Here is a 14,220-nt window from a genome sequence, read left to right as displayed (position 1 = left end):
CGTTACGCGCGGTGAAGGCGTGTGACGCAGCGGCCTCGCGGCCCGGATGGCGCCCGTAGATTCGGGGCAACATTCCGCGCATGAGCGAGGAGAGCCCCGCGGTGCGGTGCCCTCGCAAGGGAGGACCCGCTCCGATGAGCTTCGTGAAGGACTGGCAGGACTGGCACGCCGCGCGCGAGCGCTATGCGGGCTCCGAGTACGGTCCGTCGGCGCTCGAGTCGACGAACTGGCTCATCACCGAGGCGGCCGCGGTCGACGGCATCCCCGGTCTCTGGGCGCTGACCGGCGACGGCGGCATCCGTGGCAGCGAGCTCGGGCAGGCAGGCTCCACCGTCACGCTGCGCGGCGGCGAGAGCATCCGACTCGGTCGCCGCGAGCTGCGGGTGTTCGAACGACACGGCACGCTCGCGCTGCGGGTGCTGAATCCGGCGCGTCCGCAGCGCGAGTGGTTCACCGCGATCGACGCCTACGCGCCCGATGAGCGCTGGCGCCTGCCCGCGATCTTCGAGGAGACGCCGGACGAGCAGATCGTGATCACGGCGGTCGACGGCGATGCGCGGGAGACGCCGGTCGCGGGACGCCTGCGGTTCGAGCTCGCCGGGTCGCCGCACACCCTGACGGTGACCAGGAACGGGCAGGGCGTGCTGAACGCCGTCTTCGCCGACGGCACGAACGGGCTCGAGACGTACCGGTTCCGCTTCCTCCCGGTGGACGAGCCGGCCGACGACGGCACCGCGGTCATCGACTTCAACCGGGCGTACCTGCCGCCGTGCGCGTTCTCGGACCAGTTCATCTGCCCGCTCCCGCCGCCCGGGAATCGGTACTCGACGCCGATCCGCGCCGGTGAGCGTGTGGTCGTGCTCGGCGGCTGACCCGCCGGATCGGCGCCCGCGCGGCTTAAGCTGGAACCGTGCACGGTGAATACAAGGTTCCAGGCGGAAAGCTCGTCGTCGTCGACCTCGAGATCGAGGACGACCGCATCGCCCGCTTCCGCCTCGCCGGCGACTTCTTCCTCGAGCCCGACTCGGCGCTCGACGACATCGACGCCGCGGTGAACGGCCTGCCGGCGGAGTCGGATGCCACGGCGATCGCGGCCGCGGTCCGCGGGGCGCTGCCCGACGGCGCCCAGCTGCTCGGCTTCTCGCCCGAGGCCGTCGGCACCGCCGTGCGCCGGGCCCTCGTGACCGCCCCGGGGTGGCGCGACTTCGACTGGGAGATCGTGCACGACAAGGCGGTCTCGCCGCGCATGAACCTCGCCCTCGACGAGGTGCTCACCTCGCGCGTCGGCGAGGGACGGCGACGCCCGACCCTGCGCATCTGGGAGTGGGACGAATCCGCCGTCGTGATCGGGTCGTTCCAGTCGTATCGCAACGAGGTCGACCCGGAAGGGGCGGCACGGCACGGGTTCGACGTGGTGCGCCGCATCTCTGGCGGCGGGGCGATGCTCATGGCCGCGGGGCAGATCATCACGTACTCGCTCTACGTGCCGGCCTCGCTGGTGGCGGGCATGACGTTCGCCGACTCCTACGCCTTCCTCGACGACTGGGTGCTGCAGGCGCTGCGCTCGCTCGGCATCGACGCGGTCTACCAGCCGCTCAACGACATCGCGAGCCCGACCGGCAAGATCGGCGGCGCCGCGCAGAAGCGCCTCGCCAACGGCGGAGTGCTGCACCACGCGACCCTGTCGTACGACATCGACGGTCAGATGATGACCGAGGTGCTGCGCATCGGACGCGAGAAGCTCAGCGACAAGGGCACCACCTCGGCGGCCAAGCGCGTCGACCCGCTGCGCACGCAGACCGGGCTCGAGCGCGCCGAGATCATCGAGCGCTTCAAGGACACCTTCCGATCGCTGACCGACGCCGAGACCGGGACCGTCTCGGCCGACGAGTACGCCGATGCGGAGGCGCTGGTCGCGTCGAAGTTCGCCACCGAGGCGTGGCTGCATCGGGTGCCGTGACGGCGCCGGACGCTGATCCTCGGACCGGAGCAGGCGACGCGGTCGAGTCGGGTGCCGTGCCCGTGATCGCGCCGATCGTGCCGGGGGCCGTCACGGTCATCGAGGGCGACAACCTCGCGGTCGCCGCGACGCTGCCCTCCGGTTCGTTCACCCTCGTCTACCTCGATCCGCCGTTCAACACCGGCCGCACGCAGGAGCGGCAGGTGGTGACGGCACGGCGGATGCTCGCGCCGGACGCGGAGCCCGCGCCGGAGGGGGAGCCCGCGCCGGAGGGGGAGCCTGCTGCCCCCGCGTCCGAGCCCGAGACCGAGGTGCGGCACGGCTTCCACGGCCACGCGTACGAGCGTGTGCGTGGGATGCTGCGCGCCTATGACGACCGCTTCGACGACTACGGCGCGTTCCTGATGCCGCGGCTGGAGGAGGCCTGGCGGCTGCTCGCCGACGACGGGACGCTCTACCTGCACCTCGACTACCGGGAGGCGCACTACGCGAAGGTCATGCTCGACGCGGTGTTCGGGCGCGACTGCTTCCTCAACGAGCTGATCTGGGCGTACGACTACGGTGCGAAGTCGCGGCGCCGCTGGCCCACCAAGCACGACACGATCCTGGTCTACGTGAAGAACCCGCGGGAGTACGTGTTCGATTCCGAGGCGGTCGACCGCGAGCCGTACATGGCGCCCGGACTCGTGACCGCGGAGAAGGCGGCGCGCGGCAAGCTGCCGACCGACGTGTGGTGGCACACGATCGTGCCCACGACCGGGCGGGAGAAGACCGGCTACCCCACGCAGAAGCCCGAGGGCATCCTGCGCCGCATCGTGGCCGCGTCCAGCCGTCCGGGGGATCGGGTGCTCGACCTCTTCGCGGGCAGCGGTACGACCGGGGCCGTCGCCTCGGCGCTCGGTCGCGACGCCGTGCTCGTCGACGACAGCCCCGAGGCCGTCCGGGTGATGCGGGCGCGGATGCCGCACGCCGTGGCGAAGACGCTCGACTGAGCCGCTCCCACGGCCTCGGTCCTCCCGCGGGTCTCGCGAGACGGAGCGTCCGTCAGTCCGGGCGTCCGTCAGTCCGAGCGTGCGTCAGTCGGGGCGCAGCAGCACCAGGAACTGCTCGATCTCGGCGACCATGTCGAGCGACGGATCGAGCATCCACGCGGCCTGGAGTCCGTCGGCCAGTGCGTGCAGCGTGCGCACGACCCAGGCGGGGTCGACGTCGGCCCGGATCCGGCCGGCCTCCTGGTCCTCCACGACCTGGGCGCGGGTGAGGGCCTCGACCCGCTCGGTGCGTTCGCGGAAGTAGGTGTGCGCGGGGTGCGCGGGGTCTCCCGCCTCGGCGGCGAGCTGCGCGTACAGCTGCACGAGTCCGGGGACGGAGGCGTTGTGGCGCATCACCGCGAGGAAGGCCGCGGAGGCGTCTTCGCCTGCGTACTCCTGCTCGTCGCGGTCGTCTCGGGCGCGGAGGATCGCGACGAACAGCTCCTCCTTCGAGCCGAAGTAGTGCAGGAGGCCCGCGGGGCTGAGGCCCGCGGCATCGGCGATCTCACGGACGGAGGCCTTGCGGTATCCGTGCTCGGCGACGACGGTGAGGGCGGCCTGGAGGATCTCCTCGCGCTTGGCGACGCCCTTCGCGTATGCCCCTCGTGTCGCCATGGCACCAGGGTATCCGTCACGGCGAGATCACGAAAACCAAACAACGTTCGTGAATGGCTTGCGAGGACGGCGAGTCATCTGTCAGCATGTCGGATGAATACCGAACAGCGTTTGGTATTAACCCCATTCCGCTCAACGAGGAGCCGACATGTCACTTCCCCCTCTCGACCCGGCGACCGAGATCGCCGCCACCGGGGTCATCGCCACCGAACCACCGGCCGCAGGCGAACCCGCCGCCAGTCCGCCGGCGAACAAGCGCCTCCTGCCGAGCATGCTCATCGCGGGTCTCACGCTGTTCGCGAGCTACGCCGGCCTGCTCGGCATCCTGCTCCCCACCCAGATCCAGGTGATCTTCGGCGAGGAAGGCCAAGAAGCCAACCTCGCGATCGTCACCACGGTGTCGTTCATCTTCACGCTCTTCGCGCAGCCGCTCGCCGGCGCCCTCAGCGACCGCACCCGCTCCCGCCTCGGTCGGCGCGCACCGTGGATGCTCGCAGGGTCGCTCATCGGCGGCATCCTGCTGCTGGGGATGGGGTCGTTGACCCAGCTCGTCTGGATCACGGTGTTCTGGGTCGTCATCCAGGTCGCCCTGAACTTCCTCCAGGCGCCGCTGACCACGATCACCGCCGACCGCTTCCCGCGCTCGAAGCGCGGCGGAGCGAGCGCGATGCTCGGCATCGGCATGCAGGTCGGCGGGATGATCGGCGTGATGATCGCGAGCGCGCTCGCCGCGCAGTTCGGTGTCGCGTACTCCGTGTTCGGCGTCGTCGTGATCGTCTCGACCGTGCTCTTCGTCGTCGTCAACCGCGACTGGTCGTCGAAGAATGCGGCCGTCGAGCCGTTCGCGTGGGGTGCGTTCTTCAAGGGGTTCTGGGTGAACCCGCGCAAGCACCCCGACTTCGCGTGGGCGTTCGCCGCGCGCTTCCTGCTGATCCTCGGCTACTTCGTCGTCTCGACCTATCAGCTCTACATGCTGCAGAAGTACATCGGCCTCTCGCTTCCCGAGGCGCAGGGCGCGGTGCTCACCTTGACCCTCGTGGCGTTCGTGCCGACGCTGCTCGCGATCGGGGTGTCCGGCTGGTGGAGCGACAAGGTCGGCCGCCGCAAGGTCTTCATCTACGTGTCCTCCGTCATCATGGCCATCGGCTTCGTGATGCCGCTGGTCATGCCGAACATGACGGGGATGATCGTGATGAGCGTCATCAACGGCATCGGCTTCGGCGTCTACATGGCGGTGGATGCGGCGCTCATGACCGAGGTGCTGCCGAACGCGAGCGGGGCGGCGGCGAAGGACCTCGGCATCCTCAACGTGGCCACGAACATCCCGCAGGCGATGAGTCCGTCGATCGCGCTGCTGATCATCAGCACGATGGGCGGCTACGCGATGCTGTTCGTCTTCGCGATCGTGTTCGTGATCCTCGCCGCCGTCGCGACCGCGCCGATCAAGGGAGTGCGCTGATGACCAGGAACGACCAGGAGAATGCTGTGATGACCGATACCGACTTCGACACGACCGCCGACTTCGTCGAGGTGGCCACCGCCGCCGGAACCGTGCGCGGCCGCTGGCGTCCGACCACGGGAGGGCGAGGGAATCCGCGGTCGGCGGCCTTCCTCGGCATCCCGTTCGCCGAGGCTCCGGTCGGCCCGCTGCGCTTCCAGGCTCCCGTGCCGAAGGCGCCGTGGACGGGAGTGCGCGACGCGCTCGAGTTCGCCGCCACGGCGCAGCGCGGAGACCCCGGCGTGACGCTCATCCCCGAGCCGAGCGTCGAGGGCGACTCCACGCTCAACGTGAACGTCTTCACGCCGGACCCCGTCCGCGCCGAGCAGGGGACCGGTCTCCCGGTGCTCGTCTGGATCCACGGCGGCGGGTACTTCGCCGGCTCTCCGGCGAGCCCCTGGTACGACGGCCGCAACTTCAACCGCGACGGCGTCGTGACCGTCTCGCTCTCGTACCGCCTGGGCTTCGACGGCTTCGGATGGATCGAGGATGCTCCCTCCAACCGCGGCGTGCGCGACTGGCTGCTGGCGCTGGAGTGGGTGCAGCAGAACATCGCCGAGTTCGGCGGCGACCCCTCGCGGGTCACGATCGCCGGGCAGTCCGCCGGCGGTGGTGCCGTGCTGACCCTGCTCGGCATGGAGAAGGCGCAGCACCTGTTCCACGGTGTCTATGCGATCTCGGGCGCCCTCGCCGATGTGTCCCCCGCACGGGCCGCGGCGTTCGGGCGCGGACTCGCCGCCGCGGCGGGGGTCTCGCCGACCGTCGCCGGGTTCTCCTCCCTGACGGAGGAGCGCATCCTCGACCTGCAGAAGAAGGCGACCGAGCTCGGGCCGAACTCCCTCGGGAGCGTCGTCGAAGACGGTCTTCCCCTGGGCCCGGCGGTCGACGGCGACCTGCTGCCGCGTCCCACGCGGGAGTCGCTCTCCGCCGGGGTCGGGGCCGACAAGCCGCTCGTCCTCGGGGCGACCGACGACGAGTTCACGATGGTGTTCTCGGGCTCCGAGAAGAAGCTGCGCTGGGTGCCGCGGTCGCTCCTGCTGAACAAGCTCGGGTTGCCGAAGAGCGTGCGGAAGGCGTATCTCGCCGCCAACGCCGACATCACCGGGCTGGGCAACGCCAGGATCGGCGGTCGACTGCTGACGGACCGGATGTTCCGCTCCGCGCTGCTGAAGGTCGTGGCCGACCGCGGCACCGCGCCCACCTGGCTGTACCGGTTCTCGTGGCCGTCCGGGCACTTCGGCTTCGCCGAGCACTGCCTCGACGTGCCGTTCTTCTTCGACTGCCTCGACGGGCCGTCGATCGAGCCGCTCGCGGGCGCGAACCCGCCGCAGGAGCTGGCCGACGAGGTGCACGGCGCCGCGGTCGCTTTCATCGCCGGGGGCGACCCCGGCTGGCCGCGCCATCAGGGGACGAAGGGCATCGCACGGGTCTACGACGTGCCGACGCGCGACGTCGCCGACGCCTACGCGTCCGTGCGCCCGCTGCTGGGATCTGTGTCGTGACCACGGCGTTCGCGGTCGGGAACGAGACCCGGCCGGTGGCTGTGCTGCGCCCTCGATGGATGCTGTGGACCGCGGTGGGGCTGCTCGCGGTGTTCGCGGCTCTCGCCGTCGGCGTGGTGGTCGCCCCGGAGGCGCCGTGGTCGCAGGGGCTCGACGATCTGTGGCGCAGCGGCATCGGCGTGGGGCCCGAGTCGACGCTCCCCGGCTTCGCGGTAGCGCAGATGTTCCAGCACCTCGGGCAGCTGCCCGGTGCGGTGCTCATGATGATCCTGCTCCCGCTCGCGCTGGTGCTGATCGGGCGCTGGCGCTCCGCGCTGTTCGTGCTCGCCGTGCAGCTCGCCGGTCCCGGACTCCTGTCGCAGCTCACGAAGAACCTCGTCGACCGGCCGCGTCCGGCCGAGGACACGGCGGCGGGGCTCTTCGGGCCGCTCGTGCAGGTCGATCACGGGTCCTTCCCGTCCGGCCACTCGGTGAGCATGGCGGCGCTCGTCCTCACGGTGCTCGCGCTCATCCCGGCCTCCGCGGTCTGGGTGCGCCGGATCTGGATCGTGCTCGGCGTGCTCCTCGCGGTCGGCATGGTGTGGCAGCGCACGCTCATCAACGCGCACTGGTTCACCGACACGTGCGCGGGGCTGATCGGCGGGGCCGCGGTGGCGCTGCTGCTGTGGTGGGCGTTCCTGCCGTGGCTGCGACGCGATCAGGAGCGCCGGGTGTGGTTCCTGCGGACCCGAGCGCGTCAGGCGACGTAGACCTTCCGCAGGGTCTCGGTGACGGTCCAGGTGGTGCGCATGCCCTCGGCGAGGCGCACCACCGAGCCGGGGCCGACCTCGAGGTCGGGCAGGCCGGACGAGGCGAACGCGATCGTGGCGCGGCCGGACAGCACGACGAACACCTCGTCGGCCTCGGTGTCGGTCGCGGTGCCGGGCGTCATCTCCCAGATGCCCACCTCGATGCCGCCGAGCGTCGCCAGCTCGTGCACGGCGGTCGTGGGCGCGCCGGCGAGCACCTCGTCCGCCGGCAGCAGCTCGTGTGCGAGGACGAGCGCGCCGGCATCCACTCCGGCCCCCGCGGCGAGGCCGTTCACGAGTCGAAGCCCATGCCGACGGCGTCGAGCGTCTTGAGGAAGAGGTTGCGCCTGCCCTCGTTGTGGTCGGCCCGGTTCATGGCCGCGCGCACGAGGTTGACCCCGATCGAGGCCGCGGGCTCGGGCGGGAACGGGATCGGCTTCTCGCGCACCATCCGCAGCTCGGTGCGCTCGGTCTCCTCGCCGGACAGCTTGTCCAGCATGACGTCGGCCGCGAAGCGCGCAGCCCCCACGCCCAGTCCGGTGAACCCCGTCGCATAGGCCACGCGCCCCTTGCGCGCGGTGCCGAAGAACGCACAGAAGCGGCTGGACGAGTCGATCGCCCCGGCCCAGCGGTGCGTGAAGCGCAGGCCCTCCAGCTGCGGGAACGTCGTGAAGAAGTGGGAGGCGAGCTTACGGTGGCTCTCGATGCGGTCCTCGTACTCCGCACGCACCTTGCCGCCGAAGTGGTAGATCGCGTCGTAGCCGCCGAAGAGGATGCGGTTGTCGCCGGTGAGTCGGTAGTAGTGGAACTGGTTCGCGCTGTCGGCGAGGCCCTGACGGTTCGACCAGCCGATCGATGCCAGCTGCTCGTCCGAGAGCGGCTCGGTCATCAGCACGTAGTCGTACACCGGCACCGTCATCAGGCGGTTGCGCTTGAGGAGCGACGGGAACACGTTCGTGCCGAGGGCCACGGCATCCGCGATCACCCGACCGTTCGCGGTGACCAGCGTGATCGGACCGGACCCGTCACCCTCGATGCCGCGCACCAGGCTGTGCTCGTGGATCTCGACGCCCAGGTCGGCGGCCACGCGGGCGAGTTCCAGGCCGAGCTTGGCGGGGTGCACCATCGCGCAGCCCTCGCGGTCCCAGTCGCCCGCGAGAAACGTCTCCGAATGAACCTCGGCCTGCACCGCCTCCTGGTCGAGGAAGCCCGGCTCGTCGCGGTACCACTCCACCTGGTGCGGCTCGACGGCCACAGCCAGCTGGCCCGTGCGCTCGAACTCCGCATCCATGCCGTAGCGCGCGACGGTCTCCTCGATGCCGTCGAGGTTCGCGTGGCCGAGCTCCTCGAGGTGATCGATCTCCTCCGGCCACCGGTTCACGCCGTTCTCGTGTCCGTGCGTGAGGCTCGACTCGCAGAAGCCGCCGTTGCGGCCGGATGCCGCCCAGGCGATGCGCGAGGCCTCCAGCAGCACGACGCGACGCTCCGGGTCGCGCTCCTTGGCGCGCACGGCGGTCCAGAGACCGGCGTATCCGCCGCCGACGATGGCGAGGTCGGCGCGCACGGTGCCGTTCAGGGGCGGGTGCGTCGGCCGATCGACGTCGTCGAGCCAGAACACGCGGAGCGCGGTGCCCCGCAGCGAATCGTCGATGACGGACTGCGGCGGCTGCCGGCGTTCGAAGACGGTGGTGCCCATGTTCACTCCGATGTGAGCGGGGCGCGCCTCAGCGCGTTCCCCAGTTGTAGAGGTCTTTGTAGAGCCCCGCGTAGAGCAGGCTCTCGGTGTGCGCGACGCCGGGGATGGTCCGGATGCGCGTGGCGATGAGGTCGATCAGGTGCTCGTCGCTCTCGCACACGGCCTCGACGAGGATGTCGAAGGTGCCGAGGGTGACGACGACGTAGGCCAGCTCGGGGATCGTGGTGAGCTCCTCGGCGATCGCCCGCGGATCGCCGGAGACGCGGATGCCGATCATCGACATGCGGTGGAAGCCGAGCTGCATCGGATCGGTGACCGCGACGATCTGGATGATGCCCGCTTCCGTCATCCGCTGCACGCGCTGGCGGGCCGCGGCTTCGCTGAGCCCGACCTCGCGGGCGATCTCGGCATAGGGGCGACGACCGTCCTCCTGCAGGAGCTCGACGATCCGCTTCGAGATGTCGTCCAGGGCAGGCTGCGGAGATTTCGTGCTCATGTGTCGATATTGCCAGTAGAAGTGCGTAATGGCAACCGAATCAGTCGTTTGAAAGAACCAGATCTACAGATTCCGCACGGATGAGGCTACGATGACGCCATGCCTAGTCACCTTCTGAAGAACTCCGCCCCGCTGCAGAACTTCATCGGCGGCCGCTCCGTGCCCGCGACCGGCGAGGGGTGCCTGCCGCTCATCGACCCGGTCACGGAGGAGACGTACGGCGAACTGCCCCTCTCCGTGCGCGGCGATGTGGATGACGCCTATGCCGCCGCATCCGCCGCCTTCCCGCTCTGGCGGGACACCACGCCCGCCGATCGTCAGCTCGCGCTGTTCCGCATCGCCGACGAGATGGAGGCCAGGGCCGAGGAGTTCGCCGACCTGGAGTCGCAGGATACGGGCAAGCCGCGCGGCAGCCTCGTCGCCGACGAGATCATGCAGTCGATCGACCAGCTGCGCTTCTTCGCCGGTGCCGCGCGCAGTCTCGAGGGTCGCGCCGCGGGGGAGTACCTCGCCGGGCACACCTCCTTCGTGCGCCGCGAGCCGGTCGGCGTGATCGGGCAGGTGACCCCGTGGAACTATCCGCTGAACATGGCGGTGTGGAAGATCGCCCCCGCGCTCGCCGCCGGGAACACCGTGGTGCTCAAGCCTGCGGAGTCCACGCCGCTCACGACGCTGCTGCTCGCCGAGATCGTCGCCCTGCACACACCGGCCGGAACGCTCAACGTGGTGCTCGGGGATCGGGACACGGGTGTCGCGCTGGTGGAGCATCCGACGCCGCAGATGGTCGCCATCACGGGCTCCGTCCGAGCCGGCATGGCGGTGGCGCGGTCGGCGGCGGACGACGTCAAGCGCGTGCACCTCGAGCTCGGCGGGAAGGCGCCCGCGATCGTGTTCGCGGACGCCTCGATCGAGAAGGCCGTCGACGGCATCATCACGGGCGCGTTCTTCAACGGCGGGCAGGACTGCACCGCCGCCACGCGCGTGCTGGTGCATGCGTCGCGGCACGACGAGCTCGTCGAGGCGCTGGTCGCCAGGGTGAAGACGCACGCCCGCACGGGTGGCCCGCGGGAGGAGGGCGTACTCTACGGGCCGCTGAGCAGCGCGGCGCAGCTCGCCCAGGTGCAGGGCTTCATCGATCGTCTCCCCGCGCACGCGAAGATCGAGACCGGCGGACGGCGCCAGGGCGACCAGGGCTACTTCTGGGAGGCCACGATCGTGTCGGGCGTGCGGCAGGACGACGAGGTCGTGCAGGGCGAGATCTTCGGCCCGGTGCTCACCGTGCAGGCGTTCTCCGAGGATGAGGAGGCGCTGCAGATGGCCAACGACGTGCCCTACGCGCTCGCCTCGTCGGTGTGGACCACCGATCACGCGCGGGCGATGCGGTTCTCCCGTGACCTCGACTTCGGCTGCGTGTGGATCAACACCCACATCCCGTTCGTGTCGGACATGCCCCACGGCGGCTTCAAGCACTCCGGCTACGGCAAGGATCTCTCGCAGTACGGGTTCGACGACTACACCCGCATCAAGCACGTGATGACCGCGCTCGACTGAGCCGTGGGGTGCGGTGCCGTGGGGTGCGGCGCCGTGGGGTGCGGTGCCGTGGCGAACGGCGCAGGACCAGCGGGCAGGATCAGCGGCGCCGCAGGTCCTTCACGCGACGGTGCTCGCGCAGGGTCATCTGCGGGCGCTCCTCGATCTTGATGGCACCGTCCTCCTCCCACCCGTGGCGGGCGTAGAAGGTGTCGGCGCGGTCGTTCCCGTCGAGCACCCACAGGTAGGCGCGGTCGTGCCCGGCGGCGGCGATCCGCTGCTCGGCGGCTTCGAGCAGTGCGTGCCCGGCGCCCGTCGACCACGCGGTCGGGTCGGCGTAGATGCCGTAGACCTCCCCGTCGGACAGGCCGTCGGGGTCGCGCCCGGAGCCGAACGAGGTCCAGCCGACCACGTGATCGTCGCGGACGGCGACGAGGATGCCGAGACCGGTCGGCAGCGGGGCGGCGACGAAGCCGCGCCAGGACTCGGCGCGCTGCTCGACGGAGAGGCCGTCGAGCACGGCCTGGTCGATGAGCCCGCGGTACGCCGCCTGCCAGGAGCGGACGTGCACGCCGGCGACCTCGTCGGCGTCGTCGACACGGGCGTCGCGGACCACGATCGGGCTCATCCCTCCACCCTAGGGATCGCGGAGGCGGAGCGGGGGTCGTGCGGTCAGGCGTTCACGTTCTTCTTGAGCCACGGCATGGGGTCGACGGGCACCGTGCTGATGTGCACCTCGAAGTGCAGGCACGAGCCGAACACGTACCCGGTCGATCCGACGTCGCCGATGTACTGGCCCTCGTCGACGCACTCTCCGACCTCGACCGCACGGGTCCCGTAGTTCAGGTGCGAGTAGACCGTGCTGACGGCCTGCCCGTCGACGATGCTCTCGATCTGGATCGTCACGCCGTAGCCCTGGTAGCTCTCGGTGGAACGGGAGACGCAGCCCTTCATCGCGGCGTTGATCGGCGTTCCCACGGGCGCGGCGAAGTCCTGGCCGAGGTGCGAGCGGCCCGGCCGCGAGGCGCCGAAGCCGTCGGTGAACGTGTAGGTCCCCGCCGCCATCGGCATGACGATGCGATCGGCGACCGGGATCTCGATCGCGCTGCCGAGAGGCATGCCGGCAGCGATCGCGGCCGCGGCCGCGCGGTTGCGGGTCTCCGTGATCTCCTCGGGCGTCGTCGCGGAGAAGCTTCCCCGCGGAGCGATCTCGGCCTGGATCTCGTCGGTCGAGGTGTAGGACTGCGCGACGCCGTCCGCGGCGGTGATGCTGGCGGTGGCGGCGGCGACCTGGCCGGCCACCGGGCTCAGCGCGGGAAGAACGGCTCCGACGACCATCGCACCGACCGCGAAGGTGGCGCCGAGGGCCTTGGCCCGCGCCCACGGACGCTGCGGTCGGCGGGGGCGAATCCGAGCGCGGGCTGCCGTGCGCGGGGCGGAGGGCAGGGGGCGGCCGCGCGGGGGCTGCGGGCGGGGCTCGTCGGCCGTCTGAGGCTGCGGCTGGTCCTGCGCCTGCGGCTGGTCCTGCGCCTGGGCCTGGGGCTGCGGCTGGTCCTGGGGCTGCGGCTGGGCCGGGCGAGCGGCAGCGGCATCCGGCGTGCTCGCCGCGTGGGGACTCTGAGCGTCGGTGGTGGTCGATCGACGCAGGTCGCGCCGCAGCAGCGGGCGAGGTGAGTCAGGGACTTCGGCGGGAGCGTCCGAGGCGTCGTGCGCGCGCTCGGGTGGCAGGGAATTCGTGACGGGATCCTTCCGGGGGAGAGCAGGTGCGGGCGGCGGTCGATCCCCCCGAATGCCGCCGTTACCGATCTGTAATGTAAACGGCGAGACGGGGGAGCGTCAAATCGAGCGATGGGTATGACTCGAAGTGTCGACGAGTGCGACCTGATGTGGCATGCTGAGCGGGCATCGGCGCACGGACCAGATCTCGGGGAGAACATGTCCAGACCACTCGCGGGACCTCAGGGTCTGTTGCGCACGCTCAACGGTCGCGCGATCCTGGAATCCCTCGCACGCAGCGGTCCCCAGACCCGCGCGGAACTGATGTCCGCCACGGGCCTGTCGCGCACCGCGGTCACCCAGGTGCTGCGGATGCTGGAAGGGGCGGGAGCCGTCGCCTCCGCGGGCGTCGACCGGGAGACGCGCGGGCCGGCCGCCGGTCGCGTCGCCCTCCATCCGCGGCTGGGATACGCGGCTGCCGTGCACATCGACCACCACGCCGCGCATGTCGTCCTCGTCGACGCCAGCGGGGTCGTGCGAGCGGAGCAGCACGCTGCTCTGCCGCCCGCCGAGGAGCGCGTCGCGCACATCGTCGACCTCGTCGACCGCTGCCGTCGCACGCTCAAGGCGGGGAAGGGCGCCGTGCACCTCGCGGTCGTCGGCGTCCCCGGCATCGTCACGGCCGACGGCGGCATCCGCGACGACCTCGGTCCCGACGGCGGGGCGTTCCGCGCGGCACTGGCCGCGGCCCTCGACTGCCCCGTCCGCATCGAGAACGACGTCAACCTCGCCGCGCTCGCCGAGCTCACCGGCGGTGCGGGCGGTGACCTCGCCAGCTTCGCGCTGCTGCTCCTCGACGACGGACTCGGGGCGGGCATCGTGATCGACGGGGCACTGCACCGGGGATTCTCCGGGGTCGCCGGCGAGGTCATGTACCTTCCGCAGACCCCCCTCCCGATCGGCGCCCCCATCGTGAGCGACGCCGTCGTCGGCGATCTCGCGCTCGGCGAGGGCTGCGACGCCGACGCCTCGCTGGCGGATCACCTCGAAGCCGCCGCGGGCGGGGACGAGGCCGCGCTCCGGATCGTCGCCGAGATCGGCCGACGCATCGTGCTCGTGGCCGGCAGCGTGGGGCTCGTGCTCGATCCCGAGGCGTTCATCCTGAGCGGCAAAGCCGCGCACCCGGCGCTCGTCGAGGCCATCCGGAGCATCGCCGACCAGTACGCGGCCCAGCTGCCGTTGCGGTTCCTCGTGTCGTCGTTCGGCCCCGAGGCCCCGCTCGTGGGCGCGGTCGGCGAGGCCGCCTCCGCCCTCCGCGTCGCCCTCTTCACCCGGATCCTCACCCCAGCGCCCAAGACAGGTCGCTGACCCCCGTCCGCCCCGCTGTT

General features: G+C 70.9%; 14 protein-coding genes. 8 read left to right on the top strand and 6 right to left on the bottom strand.

All coding sequences use genetic code 11. The annotated features are described in order from the left end of the window. The first annotated feature begins 80 nt into the window (after positions 1-80). The 3 genes from AC07VM_RS05015 to AC07VM_RS05005 are packed head-to-tail and all read left to right on the top strand — an operon-like array spanning position 81 to position 2,952. Positions 81-872, top strand: a complete 792-nt coding sequence (locus AC07VM_RS05015; RefSeq protein WP_494910219.1) for a DUF1684 domain-containing protein — start codon at positions 81-83, stop codon at positions 870-872. Positions 873-910: 38 nt separating this feature from the next. Continuing rightward, positions 911-1,960 carry a lipoate-protein ligase LplAB gene (lplAB, locus tag AC07VM_RS05010; protein ID WP_267416056.1) on the top strand — a complete coding sequence of 350 codons (1,050 nt, stop codon included), beginning with the start codon at positions 911-913 and terminating at the stop codon, positions 1,958-1,960. Positions 1,961-2,016: 56 nt separating this feature from the next. Continuing rightward, positions 2,017-2,952, top strand: a complete 936-nt coding sequence (locus AC07VM_RS05005; RefSeq protein WP_494910748.1) for a DNA-methyltransferase — start codon at positions 2,017-2,019, stop codon at positions 2,950-2,952. Between the two features lie 84 nt (positions 2,953-3,036). On the opposite strand, the gene AC07VM_RS05000 is transcribed toward AC07VM_RS05005, so the two are convergent. After that, positions 3,037-3,606: a TetR/AcrR family transcriptional regulator gene (locus tag AC07VM_RS05000; protein ID WP_267416055.1), complete on the bottom strand. Its 570-nt coding sequence runs from the start codon at positions 3,604-3,606 to the stop codon at positions 3,037-3,039. 148 nt (positions 3,607-3,754) lie between these two features. Here AC07VM_RS05000 and AC07VM_RS04995 point away from each other — a divergent pair, with 148 nt between their 5' ends. The 3 genes from AC07VM_RS04995 to AC07VM_RS04985 are packed head-to-tail and all read left to right on the top strand — an operon-like array spanning position 3,755 to position 7,355. Further along, positions 3,755-5,065 carry an MFS transporter gene (locus AC07VM_RS04995; protein WP_494910218.1) on the top strand — a complete coding sequence of 437 codons (1,311 nt, stop codon included), beginning with the start codon at positions 3,755-3,757 and terminating at the stop codon, positions 5,063-5,065. A gap of 29 nt (positions 5,066-5,094) precedes the next feature. Continuing rightward, positions 5,095-6,606 (top strand): carboxylesterase/lipase family protein, encoded by a 1,512-nt coding sequence (locus AC07VM_RS04990; protein ID WP_494910217.1) that lies wholly within the window; start codon positions 5,095-5,097, stop codon positions 6,604-6,606. Beyond that, positions 6,603-7,355, top strand: coding sequence for a phosphatase PAP2 family protein (locus AC07VM_RS04985; RefSeq protein WP_494910216.1), 753 nt, complete (start codon positions 6,603-6,605; stop codon positions 7,353-7,355). Before AC07VM_RS04990 ends, AC07VM_RS04985 begins: the two co-directional genes overlap by 4 nt. Here AC07VM_RS04985 and AC07VM_RS04980 read toward each other — a convergent pair. Genes AC07VM_RS04980 through AC07VM_RS04970 form a run of 3 tightly spaced genes read right to left on the bottom strand, consistent with a single transcriptional unit; the run spans position 7,343 to position 9,586 of the window. Next, a complete protein-coding gene (locus AC07VM_RS04980; protein ID WP_494910215.1) occupies positions 7,343-7,690 on the bottom strand; it encodes a cupin domain-containing protein in 348 nt (115 codons plus the stop codon). The genes AC07VM_RS04985 and AC07VM_RS04980 overlap by 13 nt on opposite strands. Beyond that, positions 7,687-9,090, bottom strand: a complete 1,404-nt coding sequence (locus AC07VM_RS04975) for an NAD(P)/FAD-dependent oxidoreductase (protein ID WP_267416048.1) — start codon at positions 9,088-9,090, stop codon at positions 7,687-7,689. Before AC07VM_RS04975 ends, AC07VM_RS04980 begins: the two co-directional genes overlap by 4 nt. A gap of 28 nt (positions 9,091-9,118) precedes the next feature. Continuing rightward, complete coding sequence (locus tag AC07VM_RS04970; protein WP_267416047.1) at positions 9,119-9,586, bottom strand: Lrp/AsnC family transcriptional regulator; 468 nt, start codon at positions 9,584-9,586, stop codon at positions 9,119-9,121. 99 nt (positions 9,587-9,685) lie between these two features. Here AC07VM_RS04970 and AC07VM_RS04965 point away from each other — a divergent pair, with 99 nt between their 5' ends. Further along, on the top strand, positions 9,686-11,137 hold the full coding sequence (locus tag AC07VM_RS04965) for a gamma-aminobutyraldehyde dehydrogenase (RefSeq protein WP_494910214.1): 1,452 nt from the start codon (positions 9,686-9,688) through the stop codon (positions 11,135-11,137). A 79-nt stretch (positions 11,138-11,216) separates the two neighbouring features. Here the strand turns inward: AC07VM_RS04965 and AC07VM_RS04960 are convergent, their stop codons facing one another. Both AC07VM_RS04960 and AC07VM_RS04955 read right to left on the bottom strand, forming a co-directional pair. Beyond that, positions 11,217-11,744, bottom strand: a complete 528-nt coding sequence (locus AC07VM_RS04960) for a GNAT family N-acetyltransferase (RefSeq protein ID WP_494910213.1) — start codon at positions 11,742-11,744, stop codon at positions 11,217-11,219. A gap of 44 nt (positions 11,745-11,788) precedes the next feature. Next, the gene (locus tag AC07VM_RS04955; protein WP_494910212.1) at positions 11,789-12,454 is read right to left on the bottom strand and encodes a M23 family metallopeptidase; all 666 of its coding nucleotides are present in this window, start codon (positions 12,452-12,454) and stop codon (positions 11,789-11,791) included. A 597-nt stretch (positions 12,455-13,051) separates the two neighbouring features. Between AC07VM_RS04955 and AC07VM_RS04950 the strand changes: the two genes are divergently transcribed. Then, positions 13,052-14,200, top strand: coding sequence for an ROK family protein (locus AC07VM_RS04950; RefSeq protein WP_494910211.1), 1,149 nt, complete (start codon positions 13,052-13,054; stop codon positions 14,198-14,200). Positions 14,201-14,220: the final 20 nt, after the last annotated feature.

The organism is Microbacterium sp. GW821-FHT01D02 (assembly GCF_059422585.1).
The sequence above is the reverse complement of the archived record's forward strand: the minus strand, read 5'-3'. Positions and strand labels throughout refer to the sequence as shown.

Bases quoted from the DNA above. Each gene is read 5' to 3' on its own strand.
- AC07VM_RS04950 (WP_494910211.1), top strand. From the start codon at position 13,052: ATGTCCAGACCACTCGCGGGACCTCAGGGTCTGTTGCGCACGCTCAAC.
- AC07VM_RS05000 (WP_267416055.1), bottom strand. From the start codon at position 3,606: ATGGCGACACGAGGGGCATACGCGAAGGGCGTCGCCAAGCGCGAGGAG.
- AC07VM_RS04970 (WP_267416047.1), bottom strand. From the start codon at position 9,586: ATGAGCACGAAATCTCCGCAGCCTGCCCTGGACGACATCTCGAAGCGG.
- AC07VM_RS04965 (WP_494910214.1), top strand. From the start codon at position 9,686: ATGCCTAGTCACCTTCTGAAGAACTCCGCCCCGCTGCAGAACTTCATC.
- AC07VM_RS04995 (WP_494910218.1), top strand. From the start codon at position 3,755: ATGTCACTTCCCCCTCTCGACCCGGCGACCGAGATCGCCGCCACCGGG.
- AC07VM_RS04975 (WP_267416048.1), bottom strand. From the start codon at position 9,090: ATGGGCACCACCGTCTTCGAACGCCGGCAGCCGCCGCAGTCCGTCATC.
- AC07VM_RS05015 (WP_494910219.1), top strand. From the start codon at position 81: ATGAGCGAGGAGAGCCCCGCGGTGCGGTGCCCTCGCAAGGGAGGACCC.
- AC07VM_RS04990 (WP_494910217.1), top strand. From the start codon at position 5,095: ATGACCGATACCGACTTCGACACGACCGCCGACTTCGTCGAGGTGGCC.
- AC07VM_RS04955 (WP_494910212.1), bottom strand. From the start codon at position 12,454: ATGGTCGTCGGAGCCGTTCTTCCCGCGCTGAGCCCGGTGGCCGGCCAG.
- AC07VM_RS04960 (WP_494910213.1), bottom strand. From the start codon at position 11,744: ATGAGCCCGATCGTGGTCCGCGACGCCCGTGTCGACGACGCCGACGAG.